Origin of the sequence: Streptomyces sp. NPDC058632 (assembly GCF_042717095.1) — a bacterium.
Lineage (GTDB): Bacteria > Actinomycetota > Actinomycetes > Streptomycetales > Streptomycetaceae > Streptomyces.
Genome location: NZ_JBHXQZ010000070.1, coordinates 24,383 through 42,979, shown reverse-complemented (window position 1 = coordinate 42,979; position 18,597 = coordinate 24,383). Strand labels below are relative to the sequence as shown.

General features: G+C 71.8%; 14 protein-coding genes and 3 pseudogenes. 12 read left to right on the top strand and 5 right to left on the bottom strand.

The window, feature by feature from the left end:
- From ACFWVE_RS24700 to ACFWVE_RS24680, 5 genes are all read left to right on the top strand, one after another.
- A partial coding sequence (locus ACFWVE_RS24700; protein ID WP_384017835.1) for an alpha-glucosidase C-terminal domain-containing protein occupies window positions 1-248 on the top strand: 248 nt, incomplete at its 5' end.
- A gap of 28 nt (window positions 249-276) precedes the next feature.
- Complete coding sequence (locus ACFWVE_RS24695; protein ID WP_384017832.1) at window positions 277-1,635, top strand: maltokinase; 1,359 nt, start codon at window positions 277-279, stop codon at window positions 1,633-1,635.
- Between the two features lie 4 nt (window positions 1,636-1,639).
- Window positions 1,640-3,865, top strand: a complete 2,226-nt coding sequence (gene glgB, locus ACFWVE_RS24690) for a 1,4-alpha-glucan branching enzyme (RefSeq protein WP_384017829.1) — start codon at window positions 1,640-1,642, stop codon at window positions 3,863-3,865.
- Window positions 3,866-4,142: 277 nt separating this feature from the next.
- Entirely contained in the window at window positions 4,143-6,047 is a 1,905-nt protein-coding gene (locus ACFWVE_RS24685) for an AMP-dependent synthetase/ligase (RefSeq protein WP_384017827.1), read from the top strand.
- Between the two features lie 148 nt (window positions 6,048-6,195).
- The gene (locus ACFWVE_RS24680) at window positions 6,196-6,630 is read left to right on the top strand and encodes an ATP-binding protein (RefSeq protein ID WP_384017824.1); all 435 of its coding nucleotides are present in this window, start codon (window positions 6,196-6,198) and stop codon (window positions 6,628-6,630) included.
- Window positions 6,631-6,723: 93 nt separating this feature from the next.
- On the opposite strand, the gene ACFWVE_RS24675 is transcribed toward ACFWVE_RS24680, so the two are convergent.
- Window positions 6,724-7,128: a PRC-barrel domain-containing protein gene (locus ACFWVE_RS24675; RefSeq protein ID WP_384017821.1), complete on the bottom strand. Its 405-nt coding sequence runs from the start codon at window positions 7,126-7,128 to the stop codon at window positions 6,724-6,726.
- A gap of 266 nt (window positions 7,129-7,394) precedes the next feature.
- On the opposite strand from ACFWVE_RS24675, the gene ACFWVE_RS24670 reads away from it, so the two are divergent.
- Both ACFWVE_RS24670 and ACFWVE_RS24665 read left to right on the top strand, forming a co-directional pair.
- On the top strand, window positions 7,395-7,769 hold the full coding sequence (locus tag ACFWVE_RS24670) for an STAS domain-containing protein (protein WP_384017818.1): 375 nt from the start codon (window positions 7,395-7,397) through the stop codon (window positions 7,767-7,769).
- A gap of 276 nt (window positions 7,770-8,045) precedes the next feature.
- Window positions 8,046-8,525: pseudogene (locus ACFWVE_RS24665) on the top strand (STAS domain-containing protein); the annotation flags it as partial.
- A 121-nt stretch (window positions 8,526-8,646) separates the two neighbouring features.
- Here ACFWVE_RS24665 and ACFWVE_RS24660 read toward each other — a convergent pair.
- A complete protein-coding gene (locus ACFWVE_RS24660; protein ID WP_384017815.1) occupies window positions 8,647-9,708 on the bottom strand; it encodes an ABC transporter permease in 1,062 nt (353 codons plus the stop codon).
- A 120-nt stretch (window positions 9,709-9,828) separates the two neighbouring features.
- Between ACFWVE_RS24660 and ACFWVE_RS24655 the strand changes: the two are divergent.
- From ACFWVE_RS24655 to ACFWVE_RS24640, 4 genes and pseudogenes are all read left to right on the top strand, one after another.
- Window positions 9,829-10,105 (top strand): annotated as a pseudogene (locus tag ACFWVE_RS24655) (lamin tail domain-containing protein); the annotation flags it as partial.
- Window positions 10,106-10,646: 541 nt separating this feature from the next.
- Window positions 10,647-11,642 (top strand): annotated as a pseudogene (locus ACFWVE_RS24650) (PP2C family protein-serine/threonine phosphatase); the annotation flags it as partial.
- Window positions 11,643-11,869: 227 nt separating this feature from the next.
- Window positions 11,870-13,264, top strand: coding sequence for an NAD(P)/FAD-dependent oxidoreductase (locus tag ACFWVE_RS24645; RefSeq protein ID WP_384017812.1), 1,395 nt, complete (start codon window positions 11,870-11,872; stop codon window positions 13,262-13,264).
- A gap of 210 nt (window positions 13,265-13,474) precedes the next feature.
- The gene (locus tag ACFWVE_RS24640) at window positions 13,475-15,661 is read left to right on the top strand and encodes an FUSC family protein (RefSeq protein WP_384017852.1); all 2,187 of its coding nucleotides are present in this window, start codon (window positions 13,475-13,477) and stop codon (window positions 15,659-15,661) included.
- 135 nt (window positions 15,662-15,796) lie between these two features.
- Here ACFWVE_RS24640 and ACFWVE_RS24635 read toward each other — a convergent pair whose 3' ends face one another.
- From ACFWVE_RS24635 to ACFWVE_RS24625, 3 genes are all read right to left on the bottom strand, one after another.
- A complete protein-coding gene (locus ACFWVE_RS24635) occupies window positions 15,797-16,228 on the bottom strand; it encodes a hypothetical protein (RefSeq protein ID WP_384017809.1) in 432 nt (143 codons plus the stop codon).
- Window positions 16,225-17,106: a SigB/SigF/SigG family RNA polymerase sigma factor gene (locus ACFWVE_RS24630; RefSeq protein ID WP_384017807.1), complete on the bottom strand. Its 882-nt coding sequence runs from the start codon at window positions 17,104-17,106 to the stop codon at window positions 16,225-16,227. Before ACFWVE_RS24630 ends, ACFWVE_RS24635 begins: the two co-directional genes overlap by 4 nt.
- Window positions 17,107-17,309: 203 nt before the next feature.
- Window positions 17,310-17,783 (bottom strand): ATP-binding protein, encoded by a 474-nt coding sequence (locus ACFWVE_RS24625; RefSeq protein WP_384017804.1) that lies wholly within the window; start codon window positions 17,781-17,783, stop codon window positions 17,310-17,312.
- Window positions 17,784-18,136: 353 nt separating this feature from the next.
- Here ACFWVE_RS24625 and ACFWVE_RS24620 point away from each other — a divergent pair, with 353 nt between their 5' ends.
- The gene (locus ACFWVE_RS24620) at window positions 18,137-18,592 is read left to right on the top strand and encodes a cyclic nucleotide-binding domain-containing protein (protein ID WP_384017801.1); all 456 of its coding nucleotides are present in this window, start codon (window positions 18,137-18,139) and stop codon (window positions 18,590-18,592) included.
- The last annotated feature ends 5 nt before the right edge of the window (window positions 18,593-18,597 follow it).

Here is an 18,597-nt window from a genome sequence, read left to right as displayed (position 1 = left end):
CCGCCGTCCTCGCCTTCCTCCGGGAGTACGAGGACGACCTGGTGCTCTGCGTCAACAACTTCTCCCGCTTCGCGCAGCCCACCGAACTCGACCTGCGTGAGTTCGAGGGCCGTCATCCGGTCGAGCTGTTCGGCGGGGTGCGTTTCCCCGCCATCGGCGAACTGCCGTATCTGCTGACCCTCGGGGGCCACGGCTTCTACTGGTTCCGGCTCGCCCGAGCCGCATCCCGCACCGGCCGCCGACTGTGACCGTGCGCCGACGAGAGGAGGCGTCCACATGACGAAGACCGCGTTCCTGCGCCCGCGAAGCGTGACCGCCGGACCCACGGAGTCGTTCGCCGGGCTGCTGCGCGAGTGGCTGCCGGAGCAGCGCTGGTTCGCCGGCAAGGACCGGCCCGTCACCGACCTCCATGTGCTGTCGATGACGGAGCTGTTCCCGGACTGTCTCCATCTGCTGGTCCACGCCGGCCACGGCGGCGTGCCCTCCCCCGGAAACACGCCCTGGGCCGGTGACTGCTACCAGCTCCTCCTCGGTGTACGGGAGCACCCGTCGCCGCGCCTGGGCCGGGCGGTCATCGGCAGAGTGCGGGACGGGTCACTGGCCGGGCGCACGGTCTACGACGCGCTCCACGACCTGCGGTCGGCGCAGCTGCTGCTGGAACGGCTGCGGCACCCCGAAGCGGTGGGCCCGTTGCGGTTCGAGGGCAACGCGGCCCAGCGGGTGCCGGCCGGGCTGGTGCCGCGGCTGCTGGAGGCCGAGCAGTCCAACTCCTCGCTGGTGTACGGCGACGAGTTCATCCTGAAGCTCTTCCGGCGGATCCAGCCCGGGGTCAACCCGGACCTGGAGGTGCCGGGCGCGCTGGCCCGGCAGGGCTGCCACCGGGTGCCCGCTCCGGTGGCCTGGCTGCGCACCACGCATCCGTTCAAGGCAACGCTCGGTGTACTCCAGCCGTTCCTGCGCGACGCCTCCGACGGCTGGACGCTGGCCCTGGAGGCGCTGGCCGCCGGTGACGACTTCACCGCGCAGTCGCACGCCCTCGGCCGGGCCACGGCGGATGTGCATCTGGCGCTCGCCTCGGCGTTCCCCGTCGGCGGGCCCGGGGAGAGCGGGCTGACGTCGGAGGGGATGACCGAGCGTCTGACGGCCGCCGCGCACTCCGTACCCGTGCTCCAGCCGTACGTGCCCGGTCTGAAGGCGGCGTTCGCCGCGCTCGCGACCTGCGATCCCGGGGCGCCCGCCCAGCGCATCCACGGCGACCTGCACCTCGGGCAGGTGCTGCGGGCCGGACGCGACTGGTTCGTCATCGACTTCGAGGGTGAGCCGTCCCGGCCGCTCTCCGAACGGCGCAGCGCCCACTCCCCTCTGCGGGACATCGCCGGGATGCTGCGCTCGTTCGACTACGCCGCCCGCCAGCGCCGTCCCTGGCGCCCGGAGTGGGCGCGCCGCTGTCGCGAGGCCTACTGCGCGGGCTACGCGGCCCGCGCCGGCTGGGACCCGCGCAAGAAGCACGGCCTGCTCCGCGCCTATGAGACGGACCGGGCCGTGTACGAGGTGCTGTACGAGGCCCGGCACCGACCCGACTGGCTGCCCGTACCCATGGCGGCGATCGAGCGCCTCGCCGTGAGAGGAGACTGAAGCCGTGGCCCTGCATGACACCCCGCTGTCCGAGTCGGCCGGGGCGGTCCCGTCCGCCCCGAAGACGCACGGGACCGCCCCTGCCCTCGATCCCGACGCCCGGGGGCGCCTGCTGGCGGGCGCCCACCACGATCCGCACGCGCTGCTCGGCGCCCACCCGGTCCCGGGCGGCATCGCCTTCCGGGCGCTGCGGCCGTTCGCGCGCACGGTGAGCGTGGTCACCGGCGGCCGGCGCACCCCGCTCACCTCGGAGGGCGACGGCCTCTTCTCCGGGGTGCTGCCGCTGGACGCGGTCCCCGCGTACACGCTGGCGGTGGCGTACGGCGACGAGGACGCCGTCGAGGTGCACGATCCGTACCGGATGCTGCCCTCGCTCGGCGAACTCGATCTGCATCTGATCGGCGAGGGGCGCCACGAGGAGCTGTGGACGGCGCTCGGCGCACACCCCATGACCCACCAGGGCGTCACCGGGACCCGCTTCACCGTGTGGGCGCCGAACGCGCAGGGCGTCCGGGTCGCCGGCGACTTCACCTGCTGGGACGGCACGGCGTTCCCGATGCGCTCGCTCGGCTCGTCCGGCGTGTGGGAACTGTTCCTGCCGGGGATCGGAGAGGGCACCCGCTACAAGTTCGAGGTGCATTCCCGGTACGGCCATCGGATGCTCAAGGCCGACCCGATGGCGCGCCTCGCGGAGGAGCCGCCGAACACCGCTTCGGTCGTGACGGCCTCGCACCACACGTGGGGCGACGCCGCGTGGATGAAGCGCCGCGCTCACGTGCCCCTGCACGAGGCGCCGTTCTCGGTCTACGAGGTCCATCTGCCGTCCTGGCGGCCGGGTCTGACGTATCGCCGGCTCGCCGAGGTGCTGCCGGCCTATGTCCAGGACCTCGGCTTCACCCATGTCGAGCTGATGCCGGTCGCCGAGCATCCCTACGGCCCGTCCTGGGGCTACCAGGTCACCGGCTTCTACGCGCCCACGGCCCGCCTCGGCACCCCGGACGACTTCAAGTACCTGGTCGACGCCCTGCACCGGGCCGGCATCGGCGTGATCATGGACTGGGTGCCGGCGCACTTCCCGAAGGACGACTGGGCGCTGGCCCGGTTCGACGGGGACCCGCTGTACGAGCCGGGGGACTCCCGGCGGGCGGAGCACCCGGACTGGGGAACGTACACGTTCGACTTCGCCCGGACCGAGGTGCGCAACTTCCTGGTCGCCAACGCCGTGTACTGGTGCCAGGAGTTCCACATCGACGGGCTGCGCGTGGACGCCGTCGCCTCGATGCTCTACCTGGACTACTCGCGGGACTCCGGCCAGTGGGAGCCCAACGCGCACGGTGGCCGGGAGGACCTGGCGGCGATGGCGTTCCTCCAGGAGATGAACGCGACCGTGTACCGGCGGTGCCCGGGTGTGGTGACGATCGCGGAGGAGTCGACCGCGTGGGGCGGGGTGACCCGGCCCACCGACACCGGCGGCCTGGGGTTCGGACTGAAGTGGAACATGGGCTGGATGCACGACTCGCTGGAGTACATGAGCCACGAGCCGGTGCACCGCAGGTACCACCACCAGGAGATGACGTTCTCGATGGTGTACGCCTACAGCGAGAACTACGTGCTGCCGATCTCGCACGACGAGGTCGTGCACGGCAAGCGGTCGCTGGTCTCGAAGATGCCCGGCGACTGGTGGCAGCGGCGGGCGAACACCCGGGCCTATCTCGGCTTCATGTGGGCCCATCCCGGCAAGCAACTGCTGTTCATGGGACAGGAGTTCGCGCAGGGAGCGGAGTGGTCCCAGGAGCAGGGCCCGGAGTGGTGGCTGCTGGACGACGCGTACCACTCCGCGGGCGACCACCGGGGTGTGCAGGACCTGGTGCGCGACCTCAACGCCCGCTACCGGGCGACGGACGCGCTGTGGCAGCGGGACACCGATCCGGCCGGGTTCCGCTGGGTGTCGGTGGACGCGGCCGAGGACAACGTGTTCGCCTTCCTGCGGTACGACGCGGGGGGCCGTCCGCTGCTCTCGGTGTCGAACTTCTCCCCCGTCGTCCGGCACGACTACCGGCTCGGGGTGCCCGGCGACGTAATCACCTGGCAGGAGGTCCTCAACACGGACGCGGCCCGGTACGGCGGCGGTGACGTCACCAACCCGGACCCGGTCAAGCCCGAGGAGGGCAGCGTCGGCATCACCCTTCCGCCTCTCGCGACGGTGTGGCTGGTGCCGCACGACCTGTGAGGCCCGGCGGTCCGCCCGCCCTCCGCCCCGTACCCGCGCCCGGACGGCAACCGGCGCGGGTGCGGCGCGTACGCGCGGAACGCCGAGGGGGAAGGCGCGGGCGGGAGATACGGGCGGAATGTACGGGCGGGTTCGGGCCACCGGGGCGACGTGATCATCAGTGTGGCCACAGTTCCGGCGATCCGGCCCCGGAACGCCGGGGCTCGGCTAGATTCGTGCACCGCCGATGACTCTGCTCGTCGGCCGAGTCACAGTCCGTACATGTCAGGAGCAGTGCATGCGCGACCTCGCTCTCGCTCCGCAGGCCGCCTCACCCCTGACGGGCGGCCTCGCGGACAGCCTCTTCGAGACGGCGGCCGAGAGCCCGAATCTGCCGATGCTCGCCCGCCGCGTCGACCCGGCCTCCGTGTCCTGGGAGGAGGTCACCGCGCTGGAGTTCCGTGACCAGGTCGTCGACCTGGCCAAAGGGCTGGTCGCTTCCGGGCTTTCCCCGGGCAACCGTGTGGCGATCATGGCGCGGACCCGTTACGAGTGGACGGTCCTGTGCTACGCGCTGTGGACCGTGGGCGCGGAGGTCGTCCCCATCTATCCGACCTCGTCGCGGGAGCAGGTGGAGTGGATTCTCAGGGACTCCGACTGCGTGGCCGTGGTGGTCGAGGACGAGCAGGGCGTGATGACCGTCGGGTCCGTGTGCGCCGCCCTGCCGCGGCTGCGGCACGTCTGGCAGCTTGACTCGGGTGCGCTGGACCAGCTGGTGGCGCGCGGCGAGTACATACCGCCGGCCACGGTCGACTCGCTGCGCAGGATCGTGCTGCCGGACTCCACGGCCGTGATCGCCTACACGTCCGGTACGTCGGGGCAGGCGATGGGGTGCGCGCTGAGCCACCGCAACCTGGCCGCCCCGTGCGACATCCTGCTGGAGGGCTGGGCCCACACGGCGGCGGAGCCGGGCGAGCAGGCCGTGGTCCTCGCCTTCCTGCCGTTCTCCCACGTGTACGGACTGATGATCCAGGGCCTGTGCGTACGCGGCGGCCTGCTGATGGGGCACGAGCCCGATCTCGGCTCGGAGGCCCTGTCCTCGGCGCTGCGCACCCTGCGGCCCACCTATCTGTACGCGGTCCCCTCCCTGCTGGAGAAGATCTACAAGAACTTCCTGCGCGCCTCCCAGCAGGCGGGCCGCGGCGCCCTGTTCGAGCGGGCCGCCGACACGGCACGCGACTTCGCCGCCGCAGTGGAGCGGCAGCGGCTGGGCCGGGGCGCGGGGCCCGGCTTCGACCTGCGGCTCCAGCACGCCCTGTACGAGCGGACGGTGTACCGCAAACTGCGGGCCGCGCTGGGCGGCCGGGTGCGCAGGGCCACCTCGGGCGGCTCGACGCTCAGCCGCGACCTGTCCCTCTTCTACGAGGGCATCGGCATCTACGTGCACGACGGCTACGGGCTCACCGAGACCGGCGGCGGTGTGACGATGCAGCCGCTCGGCCGGGAGAAGTCCGGCACCGTCGGGCGGGCGCTGCCGGGCAGCGAGATCCGGGTCGCCGACGACGGGGAGATCCTGGTGCGCGGGCCGTCGGTGTTCCAGGGGTATGTGGGCGACGAGGCCGCCACCCTGACCGCGCTGGCCGGCGGCTGGCTGGCCACGGGGGACATCGGCCGGGTGGACTCGGAGGGCTATCTGACGATCACCGGCCGCAAGAAGGACATCATCATCACCAGCAGCGGCAAGAGTGTCGCGCCGTCGGCCCTGGAGCAGCGGCTGCGGATGCACCCGCTCGTCCACCAGGCCGTCGTGGTGGGGGACGACCGGCCCTGTGTGGGGGCGCTGATCACGCTGGACCCGGACTTCCTGGCACACTGGCGGGCGGCGCTGGCGCTGCCGGGCGACGCCGCGACGCGGGAGGCCCGGGAGGAGAACGCGTTGCGTGAGGAGGTCGCGCGGGCGGTCGCCGCGGCGAACAGCAGCGTGTCGCGTCCGGAGTCGATCCGGGTGTTCCGGGTGCTGCCGGAGCCGTTCGACGTGACCAACGGCCTGCTGACGCCGTCGATGAAGCTGCGTCGGGACGAGATCGTGCAGCGGTACGCCCTGGAGATCGACGCGATGTACCACTCCCGTTCACGTCCGGAGCGGGAGCCGGTGCCGGAGGAGCCGTCGGTCTGGGACGACTCGGACAACGTCTTCCGTTGACCACGGGGGGCGACCTTCCCGTCACCCCTCGCTCGCCCGGATACGGGCGCGTAGGGTCCGGCGTCCCGGGAACCCGCAGACCAGGAGGACGAAGGAACCGACACCACATGAACGACTGGCCCGTGGAAGCCGGGGCAGGGAAGGCGACATGGCATCCGAGCCGCACAGGGACAGGTCACTGGCCGCAGAGGAGATCACGGAACGCGTCGCCGGCTTCCCCGGGGAGCTGCACGACGTCACCGACGCACGCCTGGTGGCGGAGGAGTTCCTCCTCGAGCTGGCCCGCGTGGCCCCGCCGACGGCCCCGGAGCACTGGGACGACATCCTCCTGGTGGTCACGGAACTCGCCGCCAACGCGGTCCAGTACGCACCGGGACCGTTCCGGATGCGGCTGCGCAGAACATTCGACGGAGTGCATGTGATGATGCACGACACGAGCACCACCGAGCCGACGCCCCGGCCCTTCAGGCCGAGCCACGGCGGGGGCGGGATCGGCTGGCACCTGATCCACACGCTGTGCGATCAGGTCAGCGTGGTCGGCACCGCGGACGGCAAGGACATCCATGTCTTCCTTCCCTGGTGACGCCCGCGCCGTACCGGGTTCCGTACGATGCCGGCCGGTGTCCGGTGTGCGGATCACCGGCCGACGTCCGGTACGGGAGTCACCGGGCGACGGTCATCCGGCCGGGGTGCCGGGAGCGTGCTCGGGCGGGGGCCCGGGCCGTGTAAGCGCCCAGTAGTAGTCGCCGACCGTCGTGAGGTAGCCCGGGTCCATGGTCTCGCTGTCGGTCCTGAACCGGGGCGCGGCCTTCACCTCGGGCCTGGTGCAGGACACGGTGATCCTGCGCTCGCCGGAGTCGACGGCGGCGACGACGCCGACCGGTACGAGGAGACTCCGGCCGAACACCCAGACGCCGGTGTCGACGACCAGGTGCCGCATGGCGTGATGGTCGGCCTGCCTGTCCACATGGCCGATGGTGCTGCCGTCGCTCGCGACGACGGTGTATCCCGTGAGGTCCGGATCCTGCCCCTGGGCAAGACCCAGCTCCGGTGCGTATGACCAGATGCTGTCCATGGGCACGCTGCTCCTTGCCTCCGCTGTGATGACGATCCCGGAGCGGACGGGGTCCGCTCTCCGGCCCCCGCCCGTCTCCACAGCAGCCAACTACCCGCCTGGAGCGGGCGCATTCGGCCGGCGAAGACACAAAACCCACATCGAGCCGGGCGTGATGTGAAGGCGCCGCCTCCCGGACCGGTGCGGGTGGCCCCGGCATGGAGCGGAGATCCCGGGGTAGGCGGCTGCACGTGCGGCCGGACCCGGCCGTCGGCTCGATTGGGAGGTATGTGTTGTCCATGGCCCCGAACCCGTTGTCCGTGGAGGTGTCCGTGGTCCGGGAGGATGTCGCCCTGTTCACAGTGCAGGGCGATCTGGACGCCGACACCGCGACCGAGTTCCAGCATCACCTGGCCAACCAGCTGCATCACGGCCGCCGGCACTTCCTGCTGGACCTGTCCGCGGTCCCCTTCATGGACTCGTCCGGCATGAACATCGTCCTGCGCGTCTACCAGGAGGCCCGGGAACTGCCGGGAAGCGTGCACATCATCTCCCCCGTGCCCGCGGTGCGCCGCGTCCTTGACCTGACCGGCGTGAGCATCACGGTTCCGGTGTCCCAAAGCGCCGATGAGGCGCTGGAGCGGGTCGACGGCGCGCACAGGGTATAACCCGTCCGACATCACGATGCCCGGAGTTCTGAGCCGGGTCGGGGAGGTCCGGCGCGCCGTGCGCCGGACCTCCTTGCAGCCCTCGCACGGCCGGCTGTGCCCGCCGCCTGCGAGCTCTCAACCCCGGCAGAGGCTGCCGCCCCACCCCGGAGCGTCGTTGGAACAGTCGTCCGGTCGGGGCGCGGCACGGTTTCACGGCCCCGCACGGGCTCGGTGGGACAACGACGACGAGGAGACACAGGCGCCTCAGCGCGAAGCGGGCGGACCGCCGGGAACGCCGACGCGCAGCGGACCGAGGACTCGGACGCCGCCGGGGTTCATCGGTGTGCGTGAGCAGTTGGCGCGGATGCGTGCGGCCCGCACTCGTGCGGGGCTGTCCGCCACACAGGTGTCGAACGGACTGGCCGCGCTGTGGCGCCGGTCGGCAACCTGCTCACCGCCGACCCGGAGCAGGCCCCGGCCGAGGAGCTGCGGGCGTGCACGGCCGAGCTGAGCACCCTCATGGGCACCCCGCGCGTGGCGTCCATGCAGACCGCGCTGGGCGAGGGACAGGCCCTGATGGACCGGCAGCGCCTGCAGTTGCTGGAGGTGGCGACGCCGGTCATCGGGCTGTGGGACGGGACCGTCGCGGTCCCGCTGATCGGGACGCCCGACAGCGCCCGCAGCCAGGTGGTGATGGAAACCCTGCTCAACTCGGTGGTCGACCAGCACGCGCGGTTCGCGATCCTCGACATCACCGGGGTGCCGACGATCGAACCGTCCCGGCTCGAATGGAGACTCGATTTCATGAAAGGATCGAGTCATGGCACGACCTTCCCTTTACCCCCTCGAGCTCCGCCGCCGTGCGGTGCGGCCGACGGCCGGGTGACCGGGGTCGTTACGACTCGGCGTGCGCCGGACGGCGCTCGCGACCGCCGGGATGCCGGTGCCGCCAGATCCAGAAGACCGCACACGACAGCAGGGCCCATCCGCCCAGCACCAGGAACGGGAACGCGTGCTGGTTCTCCTGGAAGTACACCGCCGTGTGCTGCGCGTTGACCGAGGCACCGGGTGGCAGCCACTTGCCGATCTCGCCCAGCGGGGACGGCAGCAGCGGCCAGGACACCGCGCCGCCGGACGAGGGGTTGCCCAGCAGGATCATCAGCCCCCACGTCGGCAGCATCGCCCAGCGCCCGAACAGGGTGTTGAACATGGTGAAAACCATGCCGCTGGCGAACAGGGTGAGCGCCAGGATCAGCCACGATTCCACGAACGGCAGGTCGAGCGCGCCGAGCAGCCAGTCCACGGTCGCGGCGATGGCGAATCCGCCCAGCAGCGCGTAGGCGAGGGTGAACAGGATGCGTTCGAAGGGTCTCAGGGACCGTGCGTGCACGCTGAGCTGGATAGCCCCCACGAAGCCGATGATGACGGCGGCCAATGAGATGTAGAAGATCGCCAGTCCGCGCGGGTCGCCCTCCTGCAGCGGATTGAGGTCCTGGACGGTGACCTCGACGCCGGTTTCCTTCCCCACGACCGGCGCCGTGTCGGCCAGCACCTCCGCGACCGAGGCCCCGGATGCACCCGACAGCTCAAGGACCACAGTCCTCCCGTCGTCGCGGATGTCGAAGATCGCAAAGACCTCCTGGTCGTCCATGGCCCGACGGGCCCCGGCGGCACTGCCGTACACGTGCACCTTCACGGACGCGTTCAGTGCCTTCTCCAGGCCGTCCAGGAAAGCCTGCCCGCGGGCCTGTCCGTACGAGCCGACCACGGCCGTGGGGATCGAGTGCGGCGTCGGATTGGCCATGGAATAGGTGTACGAACCGGCGAAGAGACCGGCCGCGGTCGCCAGGATGAGCACCAGCACGATGGCCGGCCACAACGGCGACTGCCGGAACTCGGACCACCGCTGTCCGCGCGTCGGCGGCTGGGCGTGGGCACCATGGGACATGTCGGCCATGGCCAGGACGTTTCCATAAGCAAGGTGAAAGGGCATCAAAAGAGCCGTCACCCGTGGGAGCGCCCAGGAGGAGTATGCGCCGCCCTCGCAGGCGTTCTGGTGCGGAGGGAAGCCGGGCACCGCCGCGCGGTGAACCTGGACGGCTGGACCCTTCAGGACGGGGACGGCCGCACCCGCGCCTTCCACCGCTACCGCCTGGACGGCCCGGGCCACCGTCCGCATCCGCACCGGCGTCAGCCGCGGCACCCGCACCGGCCTCTACCAGGACCGCCTGTGGGACAACCGCTCCGACATCGCCACCCTGCGCAACGACCGCAGCCGCTTTGTCGACAGCGAGTCCTGGGACACGGTGTCCCCAGGCCTCACCTGCCGCCGGCAGGGACGATCGTTCGGCTGAAGCCTCATGGAGCCTTTCGCCGCGTAGGCGACCGCCCCTCACGATCACCCACCTGATCAGCCCCGTCCGGTACGCGCCGGGCGGACCTGCGCTGATCCGAGCCGGGGCCTTGAGACGTTCGGCGGGCTCGTACGGCGGCCGGTGGAAGGCCGGGATCGTGGCGGCCGGCCCCGCGCGTCCTCTGCGCCCGGACCGGCCGGACGAACCGGCCCCGGCAGGTGGCGGTGCAGGCGGTCAGCCGCAGTCGTTGCGGTTGATTCTCAGGGAGCGGATCTGGTCGTTGAGGTTGTAGCCGCGCAGGTCGTGGAGGGAGCCGCCGCCCAAGGGTGAACAGGCGCTTTACATGAGCATGCCCTGCCTCTGAGTCGGCCCCAGGCGGCACAGGCAGGGAGCGGACCCGTCGCCCGGCGCGACCGCGACGGTCAGCAGCCGGGCCGGGGCCTGCGTCCATGGCCGCGGCCCGCTCGCACCCCTCCATGTACGCGTCCAGCAGACAGCGGCGGGGCAAGGAACTGTTAACCCACTTCCGGGTGACGGCCGCGCTGTCCGGGGTGGCGCGCCATGGCGTCTGCGGGCCCGCAGTCAAGCCGCCGGCCATCCCGGCGGGCTGCGCGGCGTGGACGAGCAGCCGCCCTCGATGCTCGCTCCCGGCCGGCCGCTGCTCTGCGTGCCGCTGCTGACGCGCCGGGCGCCGCCGGGTGTGCTCACCCTGTCGCCGGCCGGTGAGAGCTGGGACCCGGACGACGCGGTGACGCTGCTCGGGCTCACGCGCCGGGCCGGCATCGCCACCGACAACGCCCGCCGCTTCGAGCACAACCGGGACATAGCCGAGACGCTGCAGCTCGCCCTGCTCACCGACCTGCCCACGACTCCGGGGACGAGCCCGGCCGCCCGGTATCTGCCGGCCACCCACGGCACGAACATCGGCGGTGACCGGTACGACGCCTTCCACCGGCCGGACGGGAGTCTGATCACGGTCATCGGTGACGTGACCGGGCACGGGCTGCACGCGGCGGTGATGACGAGCCGGTTGCGCACCGCGCTGCGCGCCTACGCCGTCGACGACGGCAGCCCCGGCCGGCTGCTGACCCGGCTGCACAACTTCCTGCACCAGCTCCAGCCTCCTCTGTACACCACCGCGGTCATCGCCCGGTTCCACCCGGACGAGGCCACGCTCACATGGGCCGTCGCGGGGCATCCGCCATCGGTGCCGCGGCTGCCCGACGGGCGGGTCCGCACCCTGGACGCCAAGCCGGGGGCGATGCCCGGCATCCCGCTGGAGCAGGAGATCCCCGGCCACACCGAGCAGGTGGCGCCGGGACCGACGCCGGCGCTCTACACGGACGGGCTGCTCGAACGGCGGGCCGAGGGCATCGATCCGGGCATCGAGCGGCTTGCGGACGCGCTCGGCTCGTTCGGCCCCGCGGAGCCCGACGCGGACCTGGAGGGCGCGGCGGACCGCCTCCTGAACCCTCTTCTCGGCGATTCCGATCGCGACGACGACATCTGTCTGCTGCTCTGCCACCTGCACGGCTGATCGCCCGTCGGCACGGGTCTCCCGGTGCGCCCCGGCGCCGGTGCGGGCATCGTGGTGCTGAACGTGCGCGCGTTCCGGGTCCACGTCCGGACACGGCGTGCCCCCGGTGAACCGCGATGTGCCGCGATCGCGGTGCGCTGCGGTCAAGGAGGTGCGGGGCAGCGATCCACGGGCAGGTGAAGGGGCGTCGACGTTCGAGCAGACCCGTGTTGCTCGAGGCAGACCGTGTGGAGCCGCAGAAAGGGAGGAACACCGTGACACGACCCAGGATCCTGGTGGTGGGCGCAGGCTTCGCCGGAGTGGAGTGCGTCCGCCGACTGGAACGGAAGCTCCCCCCCGGCGATGCCGAGATCACCCTGGTGACGCCGCTCTCCTACCAGCTCTATCTGCCGCTGCTCCCCCAGGTCGCCTCCGGTGTGCTGACCCCGCAGTCGGTCGCCGTGTCGCTGCGCCGCAGCACGAAGTACCGCACCCGGATCATCCCGGGCGGGGCCATCGGCGTGGATCTGAAGGCCAAGGTCTGTGTCATCCGCAGCATCACCGGCCGGATCGTCAACGAGTCGTACGACTACATCGTGCTGGCCCCCGGCAGTGTCACCCGTACCTTCGACATCCCGGGGCTGACGGACCACGCGTTCGGTATGAAGACACTGGCCGAGGCCGCCTACATCCGCGACCACGTCATCTCCCAGCTCGACCTCGCCGACGCGAGCGACGATCCGGCCGAGCGTGCCTCGCGGCTGCAGTTCGTGGTGGTCGGCGGCGGCTACGCGGGCACCGAGACCGCCGCCTGTCTGCAGCGGCTGACCCATGCCGCCGTCGAGCGCTACCCGCGGCTGGACCCGGGCCTGATCAAATGGCATCTGATCGACATCGCGCCGAAGCTGATGCCCGAGCTGGGCGAGAAGCTCGGGCGCAGCGCGCAGGAGATCCTCACCCGGCGCGGCATCGAGATCTCGCTCGGCGTCTCCATCGCGAAGGCGGGCCCCGAGGAGGTCACCTTCACCGACGGCCGGGTGATCCCCACCCACACCCTCATCTGGACGGCCGGCGTGGTCGCCAGCCCGCTGATCGCCACACTCGGCGCCGAGACCGTCCGCGGGCGGCTCGCGGTCACCGCGGACATGTGCCTGCCGGGTGAGGACGGGGTGTTCGCCCTCGGTGACGCCGCGGCGGTGCCCGACCACGCCAGTGGTGTCGAGGGCGCGGTGTGCCCGCCGACCGCGCAGCACGCCCTGCGTCAGGGCAAGCAGGTCGCCGACAACATCATCGCGACGCTGACCGGCCGGCCGCTTCAGCCGTACCACCACAAGGACCTCGGGCTGGTCGTGGACCTCGGCGGCACCGACGCCGTCTCCAAGCCGCTCGGGGTGGAGCTGCGGGGTCTGCCCGCCCAGGTGGCGGCCCGCGGGTACCACTGGTCGGCGCTGCGCACCAATGTCGCCAAAACGAGGGTCATGACCAACTGGCTGCTGAACTCGATCGCCGGCGACGATTTCGTGCGGACCGGTTTCCAGGCCCGCCGGGCCGCCAAACTGCGGGACTTCGAGTACACGGACGCCTATCTGACTCCGGAGCAGGTGCGGGCGCACGTCGAGGAGGCGGGCCTGCCCGTGCGGTGATCCGGTCTCCGCTGCGGCTCCGCCCTTCCGGGCGCCGGCCCGACCGGTGTTCCGGCCGGTGGGAGCCGCCCGGCGGGTCCGTGATGGCACGTGCCATGCTTGCATCCTGATCAACGCGAGCGACGGGGAGTGTGCGGCGGCGTGAAGGCGGCGGCGGAGCGCTCGGTACGGACGCGGCTGCGGGACCGCCTGGCGGCGTCCGATCCCGGGATGCTGCGGATGACGGCCGGGCTGCGGACGGTGGGTTCCCTCGCGCTGACGCTGGCCGTGCTCGCCCTGACGGGGGCAGGTGTCACCCAGCTGGTGGCAGGGGCGATGACCGCGATGGTCGCCACCTTCGCCATCCGGGAGAAGCGACGTGGAGCCCAGGCCGTCACGCTCGCCCTCGGTCTGCCCGTGGCACTCGTGTCCGTGTCGCTGGCCGCGGTGCTGAGCCAGCGGGCCGCCGCCGGGGACATCTTCTTCGTCGTCCTCATCTACTGCGCGGTGTACGCCCGCAGATTCGGCGACCGCGGAACCGCGCTCGGGCTGATCGGTTTCCAGGTCTACTTCGCCTCCCTGTTCATCGGCTCGTCCCCCGACGGGCTGCCGGGGATCTGGGCGGCGCTGGCCGTCGCGTTCGGGTGCAGTGCCGTCATGCGGTTCGCCGTCGTTCCCGTGGTCCCGGCCGGACTCCTCGCACGTCTGCGAGAGGCCTTCCGGGCCCGGCTGGCGCAGCTCGTGACGGCGCAGCTGGCGCTGCTCGACGCCGACGGGGACGAGGTCGACAAGGCCCTGGCGGATGTCCGCGCGGGCACCGCCCGGCTGCACGAGACGGCCCTGATGATCCAGACCCGGCTGGAGCGGGGCACCCCCGACGCGTCGTCGGCACGGCTGGTGCAGCGCCGGATCGCGGACGCCGAGATCGCCGCGGAGCGGCTCGGCCTGCTGCTGCTGACCGCCCGCAGCGCGGAACGCGCGGACACGCTGACCCTGCATCTGCCGGGTGCGCCGGCCCCAAGGGCCGGCCGGACGGACGCGTCGGACGAGGCCACCGCGGCGCTGCGCCGCGATCTGCTCTCCCTGCGCACCCAGGTCCTGCGCGCCGGGCCCGGGGTGGAGGGGACGTCGATCGCCCACGTACGCAACCGGCTGCTCGCCTACCGGGACGAGGAGAACATCCCCGCCTGCTCCCCGGCTCTCCAGGACGTGTTCCGGGCCATCGGCGAGGCGTCCCGCGCGGTGATGGGCCTGCGGATCGCTCTGGACGGCCCGCAGGACGAGTCGGACGACACCCCCGCGGCGGCCCGCTCCCGGGAGGAGCTGGACGCCGAGGACGCCGCGATCGACGCCGGTGAGGAGGGCGAGCCGGCGGAGGAGGACAAGGGGCTGCGGCGGCCCACCACCCGGGCCGCCGTCCAGGTCGCCGTGGGCTCGTTGCTGGCCATCGCCGGCGGTGGGCTGGTGTCCTCCCAGGGCTGGCACTGGGCGGTCCTGACCTGCTGGCTCGTCTTCATCAACACCGAGTCGACGGGCGAGATCCTCGTCAAGGGCTACCGGCGGCTGCTGGGGACCGTACTCGGCGTCGTCGCCGGCATCGCACTGGCGGGGCTGGTGGGCGGGCACACCTGGACGGCGTTCGCCCTGATGCTGGTGCTGATCTTCGCGATGGCGTACACGGCACCGCTCTCGTACACGCTGATGTCGTTCTTCGTGACCGCGATGGTGGGGCTGCTGTACACGCTGCTGCACACCTACAGCTGGGAGGTGCTGGCCCTGCGCGTGGCCGAGACCGCGCTGGGGGCAGCCTGCGGGGTGTTCGCCGCCTTCCTGGTGCTGCCGGTGCGTACGGACCGGCGGACGAACGAGCTGCTGGGCACCGTGCTGGAACGGCTCACCGAGGTCACCGAGGCCGCCGTCGACCAGCTCAGCGGCGGGGCGGCCGTCGATCTGCTGGACCGGGCACGGGAGCTGGACAAGGCGCTGGGCGAGCTGCGCGCCGCGACCAAGCCGCTCACCCATCCGGTCACTCCGTTGCGGGGGCGGCGCGACACCGCGCGGTACGTCGTCGCGCTCCTGGAGACCTGTGCGTACCATGCGCGCTCGCTGGCGGCGACGGCCGAGCTGCTGCCGACGCATCCCTCGATCGCGGCGGATCCCCGGCTGCGCGGGGCTACGGCGCGCACCGTGCGCAACATCGCGACGGTCGCGGCCCGGGTCGCGGGCGAGGACACGAAGGCGGGGATCGAGACGGGGCCGAGCTTCGCCTCGCTGCTGGGCGGTTCCGACGGCGACGGCGCGTCGCGCTACGGGCGGATCACCGGCCGCGTCCTGCGGCATCTGGAGCGGCTGGACGAGGCGGTGGTGGGTCTCGCCCGCCCACTGGACGTCCCGCTGGCAGGCGACGGCCCGCGGTGAAGCCGGCACGCCCGGACGGCGAGGAGGGTGTGCCCGGACGTCGTGGGTGGCGAGCCGTTCGCGGGGTGCGCGGGTCCGGAAGCCGGTGAGCACAGCGGGTTCAGGAGCCGGTGAGCACCGGCTTCAGAAGTCGGTTCAGAAGTCGGTGGGGAGGCCGCTGACCTCTGCGATGCCGCGCAGTTCGTCGTTCTGCCGGTGGCGTTGCCTGATGTAGTCGGCGATCTCGTCGAGGCGCGAGGGGTCGGCGGCGGTCGTCGCGTCGGTGACCACCCTGACCGGTCCGCTCTCGTCGACCTCCAGCTCGACCACCTCGTTGTCCATGCGGCCGGTGACGGCCGTGGCGATGACGAGGGCGGCCTCGTCGCGGACCTCCTGGGGCAGTTCCTCGTCACCCCCGTCCAGGGCGAGGTCGAGACCGGACAGCCGGTGCTCCTCGATCGCCCGGAGCACCGGCTCCACCACGCGGAGCAGCAGACGGTAGTCCTCGGTCTCCATCCGGATGCTCAGGAGGTCGAGGTAGACGTCCACGGGCCGTCCGTCGTCCGGCGGAATCTCGGATTCACTCATCGGCTCCGCGCTCCCCTCATGCGGCCGCCCATGGCGTCGGCGCGTACCCGGGCGCAGCTTCGGCTGATCAGCCGGGAGACGTGCATCTGGGAGATCCCCAGCTGGTCGGCTATGCGGCTCTGTGTCATGTCCTCGAAGAAGCGCATGTACAGGATGGTGCGCTCGCGTTCCGGCAGGCGACGCAGGCCCTCCTTGGCGGACTCCCGGTCGACCACGACGTCGTAGGACGCGTCCGAGGCGCCCAGGGTGTCGGCGAGGCTGTAGCCGTCGTCGTCGGGCGACATCTCCGCGTCCAGCGACAGGGTGCTGAAGCTCTCCAGCGCCTCCAGTCCGGCCACGACCTCCTCCTCGGTCAGTCCCGTGTGCCGGGCGAGGTCCGCCGGGGCGGGTTCGGGGCTGCCGGGCGTCAGGGTGAGGTCCCGCCGGGCGATCCGTACCTTGTTCCGCAGTTCCTGCACCCGGCGGGGCACCCGCAGGGCCCACATCCGGTCCCGGAAGTGCCGTTTGACCTCGCCGGTGATGGTCGGGACGGCGTAGCTCTCGAAGGCTCCGCGGTCCGGGTCGAAGCGGTCCACCGCCTTCACCAGGCCCAGAGCGGCCACCTGGCGCAGGTCCTCGACGGATTCGCCGCGGTCGCGGAAGCGGCCGGCGATGCGGTGGGCCATGGGCAGCCACGCGGTGACGAGTTCGTCGCGGACGGCGTCCCGTTCGGGGCCGTCGTCCAGGGAGGCCAGCCGGCTGAACAGGGCGGTGGTGTCGGGGGCGTCGTGTTGCCTGCGACCGCCCGCGGCCGTGGAGGTGGCCGCTTCGGGGGTGACGGTCGTGGACGTCGTGGGGGCGGGGGTGTCGGGGCGGTCGGTGGACGAGTCGATGAGCATGCGGTTTCGCTCCCGAACAGTTGGTGTCATGGGCGGTCTACCGCGGGACGGCGGCTGTGGAGACGCCCGGTGCGAGTGCCACAGCAGCCATGCCTCTCCCGCTGGCGCGCCTCCGGTCCGAAGCACGATCCTCCGTCTGCCCGGCGACCGGTGGCGCAAACTCCGCTTCACTGGCGAATCAGCGGAAAAGGTTCGGCCTCGGCTCAGGTCAGGGGGACCAGGGCGGTGATGCACTTGCCGCCCGCGGGCAGGTCCCGCACGCGGATGTCCCGGGACAGCAGGCAGACGATGGGCCAGCCGTGGCCCCCGGGCGTGAGGCGTTCCCGCGGGCCGGCCTTCCGCCGGGCGACGGGCAGTTCCGTACTGCGGTCGCTCACCGACACCTCTATGCCGGGGCCGGCGACGTCGACCCGGACGTCGATGACGCCGCCGCCGTGCAGGATCGCGTTCGTGGTGAGTTCGGAGGCGACGAGCAGGGCGTCCGCCAGGGCGGTGGCGTCGCACGGGGTGTGCGTGGAGCGACAGCGCTCGTCCACCGCCCGCCGCACGGCTTCCCGCACCTGGGCCGGCCGGTAGGGGCGCCGGGGTGCGGCCCGGACAGTGCCGGGCGGTTCCCTGTGGAGCAGGTCTGTGCCGGGTCGCTCCATGTCGCCCGAGGTGATGTGCTCCTCGCACATTGTTCGACTCCCTGTTCGACGAAAGGGTCACCCCCTTCCGGCTGACCCCTCCTGGCACCGGCAAACCTTCCGGGCCGTTCCGGAGCGCATGCGGAGTGAAACGGGTCACGCACCCCGTTCACCGTGGGGCGGGCCCAGGGAAATGGTTTATCGTTCATACATACGTGGTGACGGAGTCGACGAACGTCCTCCCTGACCACCTCTTGACCGCCCTGGCTGGCTTCCCCCGTCCAGCCAGGGCTTTTCCATGCCCCGGAACACGGTGCCCGTCAGCGCCGAGGTGCCCCGGACGGCGGCAGCGGCTCCAATGGACGGAGGTCCCGTACCGATTGCCCGGCGAGGAGCCCTGTCCCATGACCAAAGCGATCAAACTCCTGACCGCCCTGCCCCCGCCGCAGCGGGAGCGTCTGATGGCGCTCGCGCGGGAGGTGTCCTTCCCCGAGGACACCCGGATCTTCGAGGCCGGGACCACCGCCGACCGCTTCTGGGTCGTGCGCTCCGGAGCGGTGTCGCTCGATCAGCGGGTGAACGAGCTCCAGCGGGTCACGGTCGCCATGCTCGGCGCGGGCGACCTGCTGGGCTGGTCGTGGCTGTTCCCGCCCCACGAGTGGGACTTCGGAGCCGAGGCCTTCAGTCAGGTCCGCGCCTACGAGTTCGACGCGGCGGCCGTCCTGCGGCTGTGCGAGGAGGATCCGGCGCTCGGGCTGACGCTGGTGCGCTGTGTCGCCGAGATCCTCGCGCACCGGCTGGAGGCGACGCGGGGCCGGCTGATGGGCCAGCAGGTCACTCGCACACGCAGGGCCCTGTAGGTCCG

Coding starts and splice junctions, on each gene's coding strand:
- ACFWVE_RS24695 (WP_384017832.1), top strand. CDS start 277: ATGACGAAGACCGCGTTCCTGCGCCCGCGAAGCGTGACCGCCGGACCC.
- ACFWVE_RS24685 (WP_384017827.1), top strand. CDS start 4,143: ATGCGCGACCTCGCTCTCGCTCCGCAGGCCGCCTCACCCCTGACGGGC.
- ACFWVE_RS24680 (WP_384017824.1), top strand. CDS start 6,196: ATGGCATCCGAGCCGCACAGGGACAGGTCACTGGCCGCAGAGGAGATC.
- ACFWVE_RS24660 (WP_384017815.1), bottom strand. CDS start 9,708: ATGGCCGACATGTCCCATGGTGCCCACGCCCAGCCGCCGACGCGCGGA.
- ACFWVE_RS24640 (WP_384017852.1), top strand. CDS start 13,475: ATGCTGCGGATGACGGCCGGGCTGCGGACGGTGGGTTCCCTCGCGCTG.
- ACFWVE_RS24635 (WP_384017809.1), bottom strand. CDS start 16,228: ATGAGTGAATCCGAGATTCCGCCGGACGACGGACGGCCCGTGGACGTC.
- ACFWVE_RS24630 (WP_384017807.1), bottom strand. CDS start 17,106: ATGCTCATCGACTCGTCCACCGACCGCCCCGACACCCCCGCCCCCACG.
- ACFWVE_RS24625 (WP_384017804.1), bottom strand. CDS start 17,783: ATGTGCGAGGAGCACATCACCTCGGGCGACATGGAGCGACCCGGCACA.
- ACFWVE_RS24620 (WP_384017801.1), top strand. CDS start 18,137: ATGACCAAAGCGATCAAACTCCTGACCGCCCTGCCCCCGCCGCAGCGG.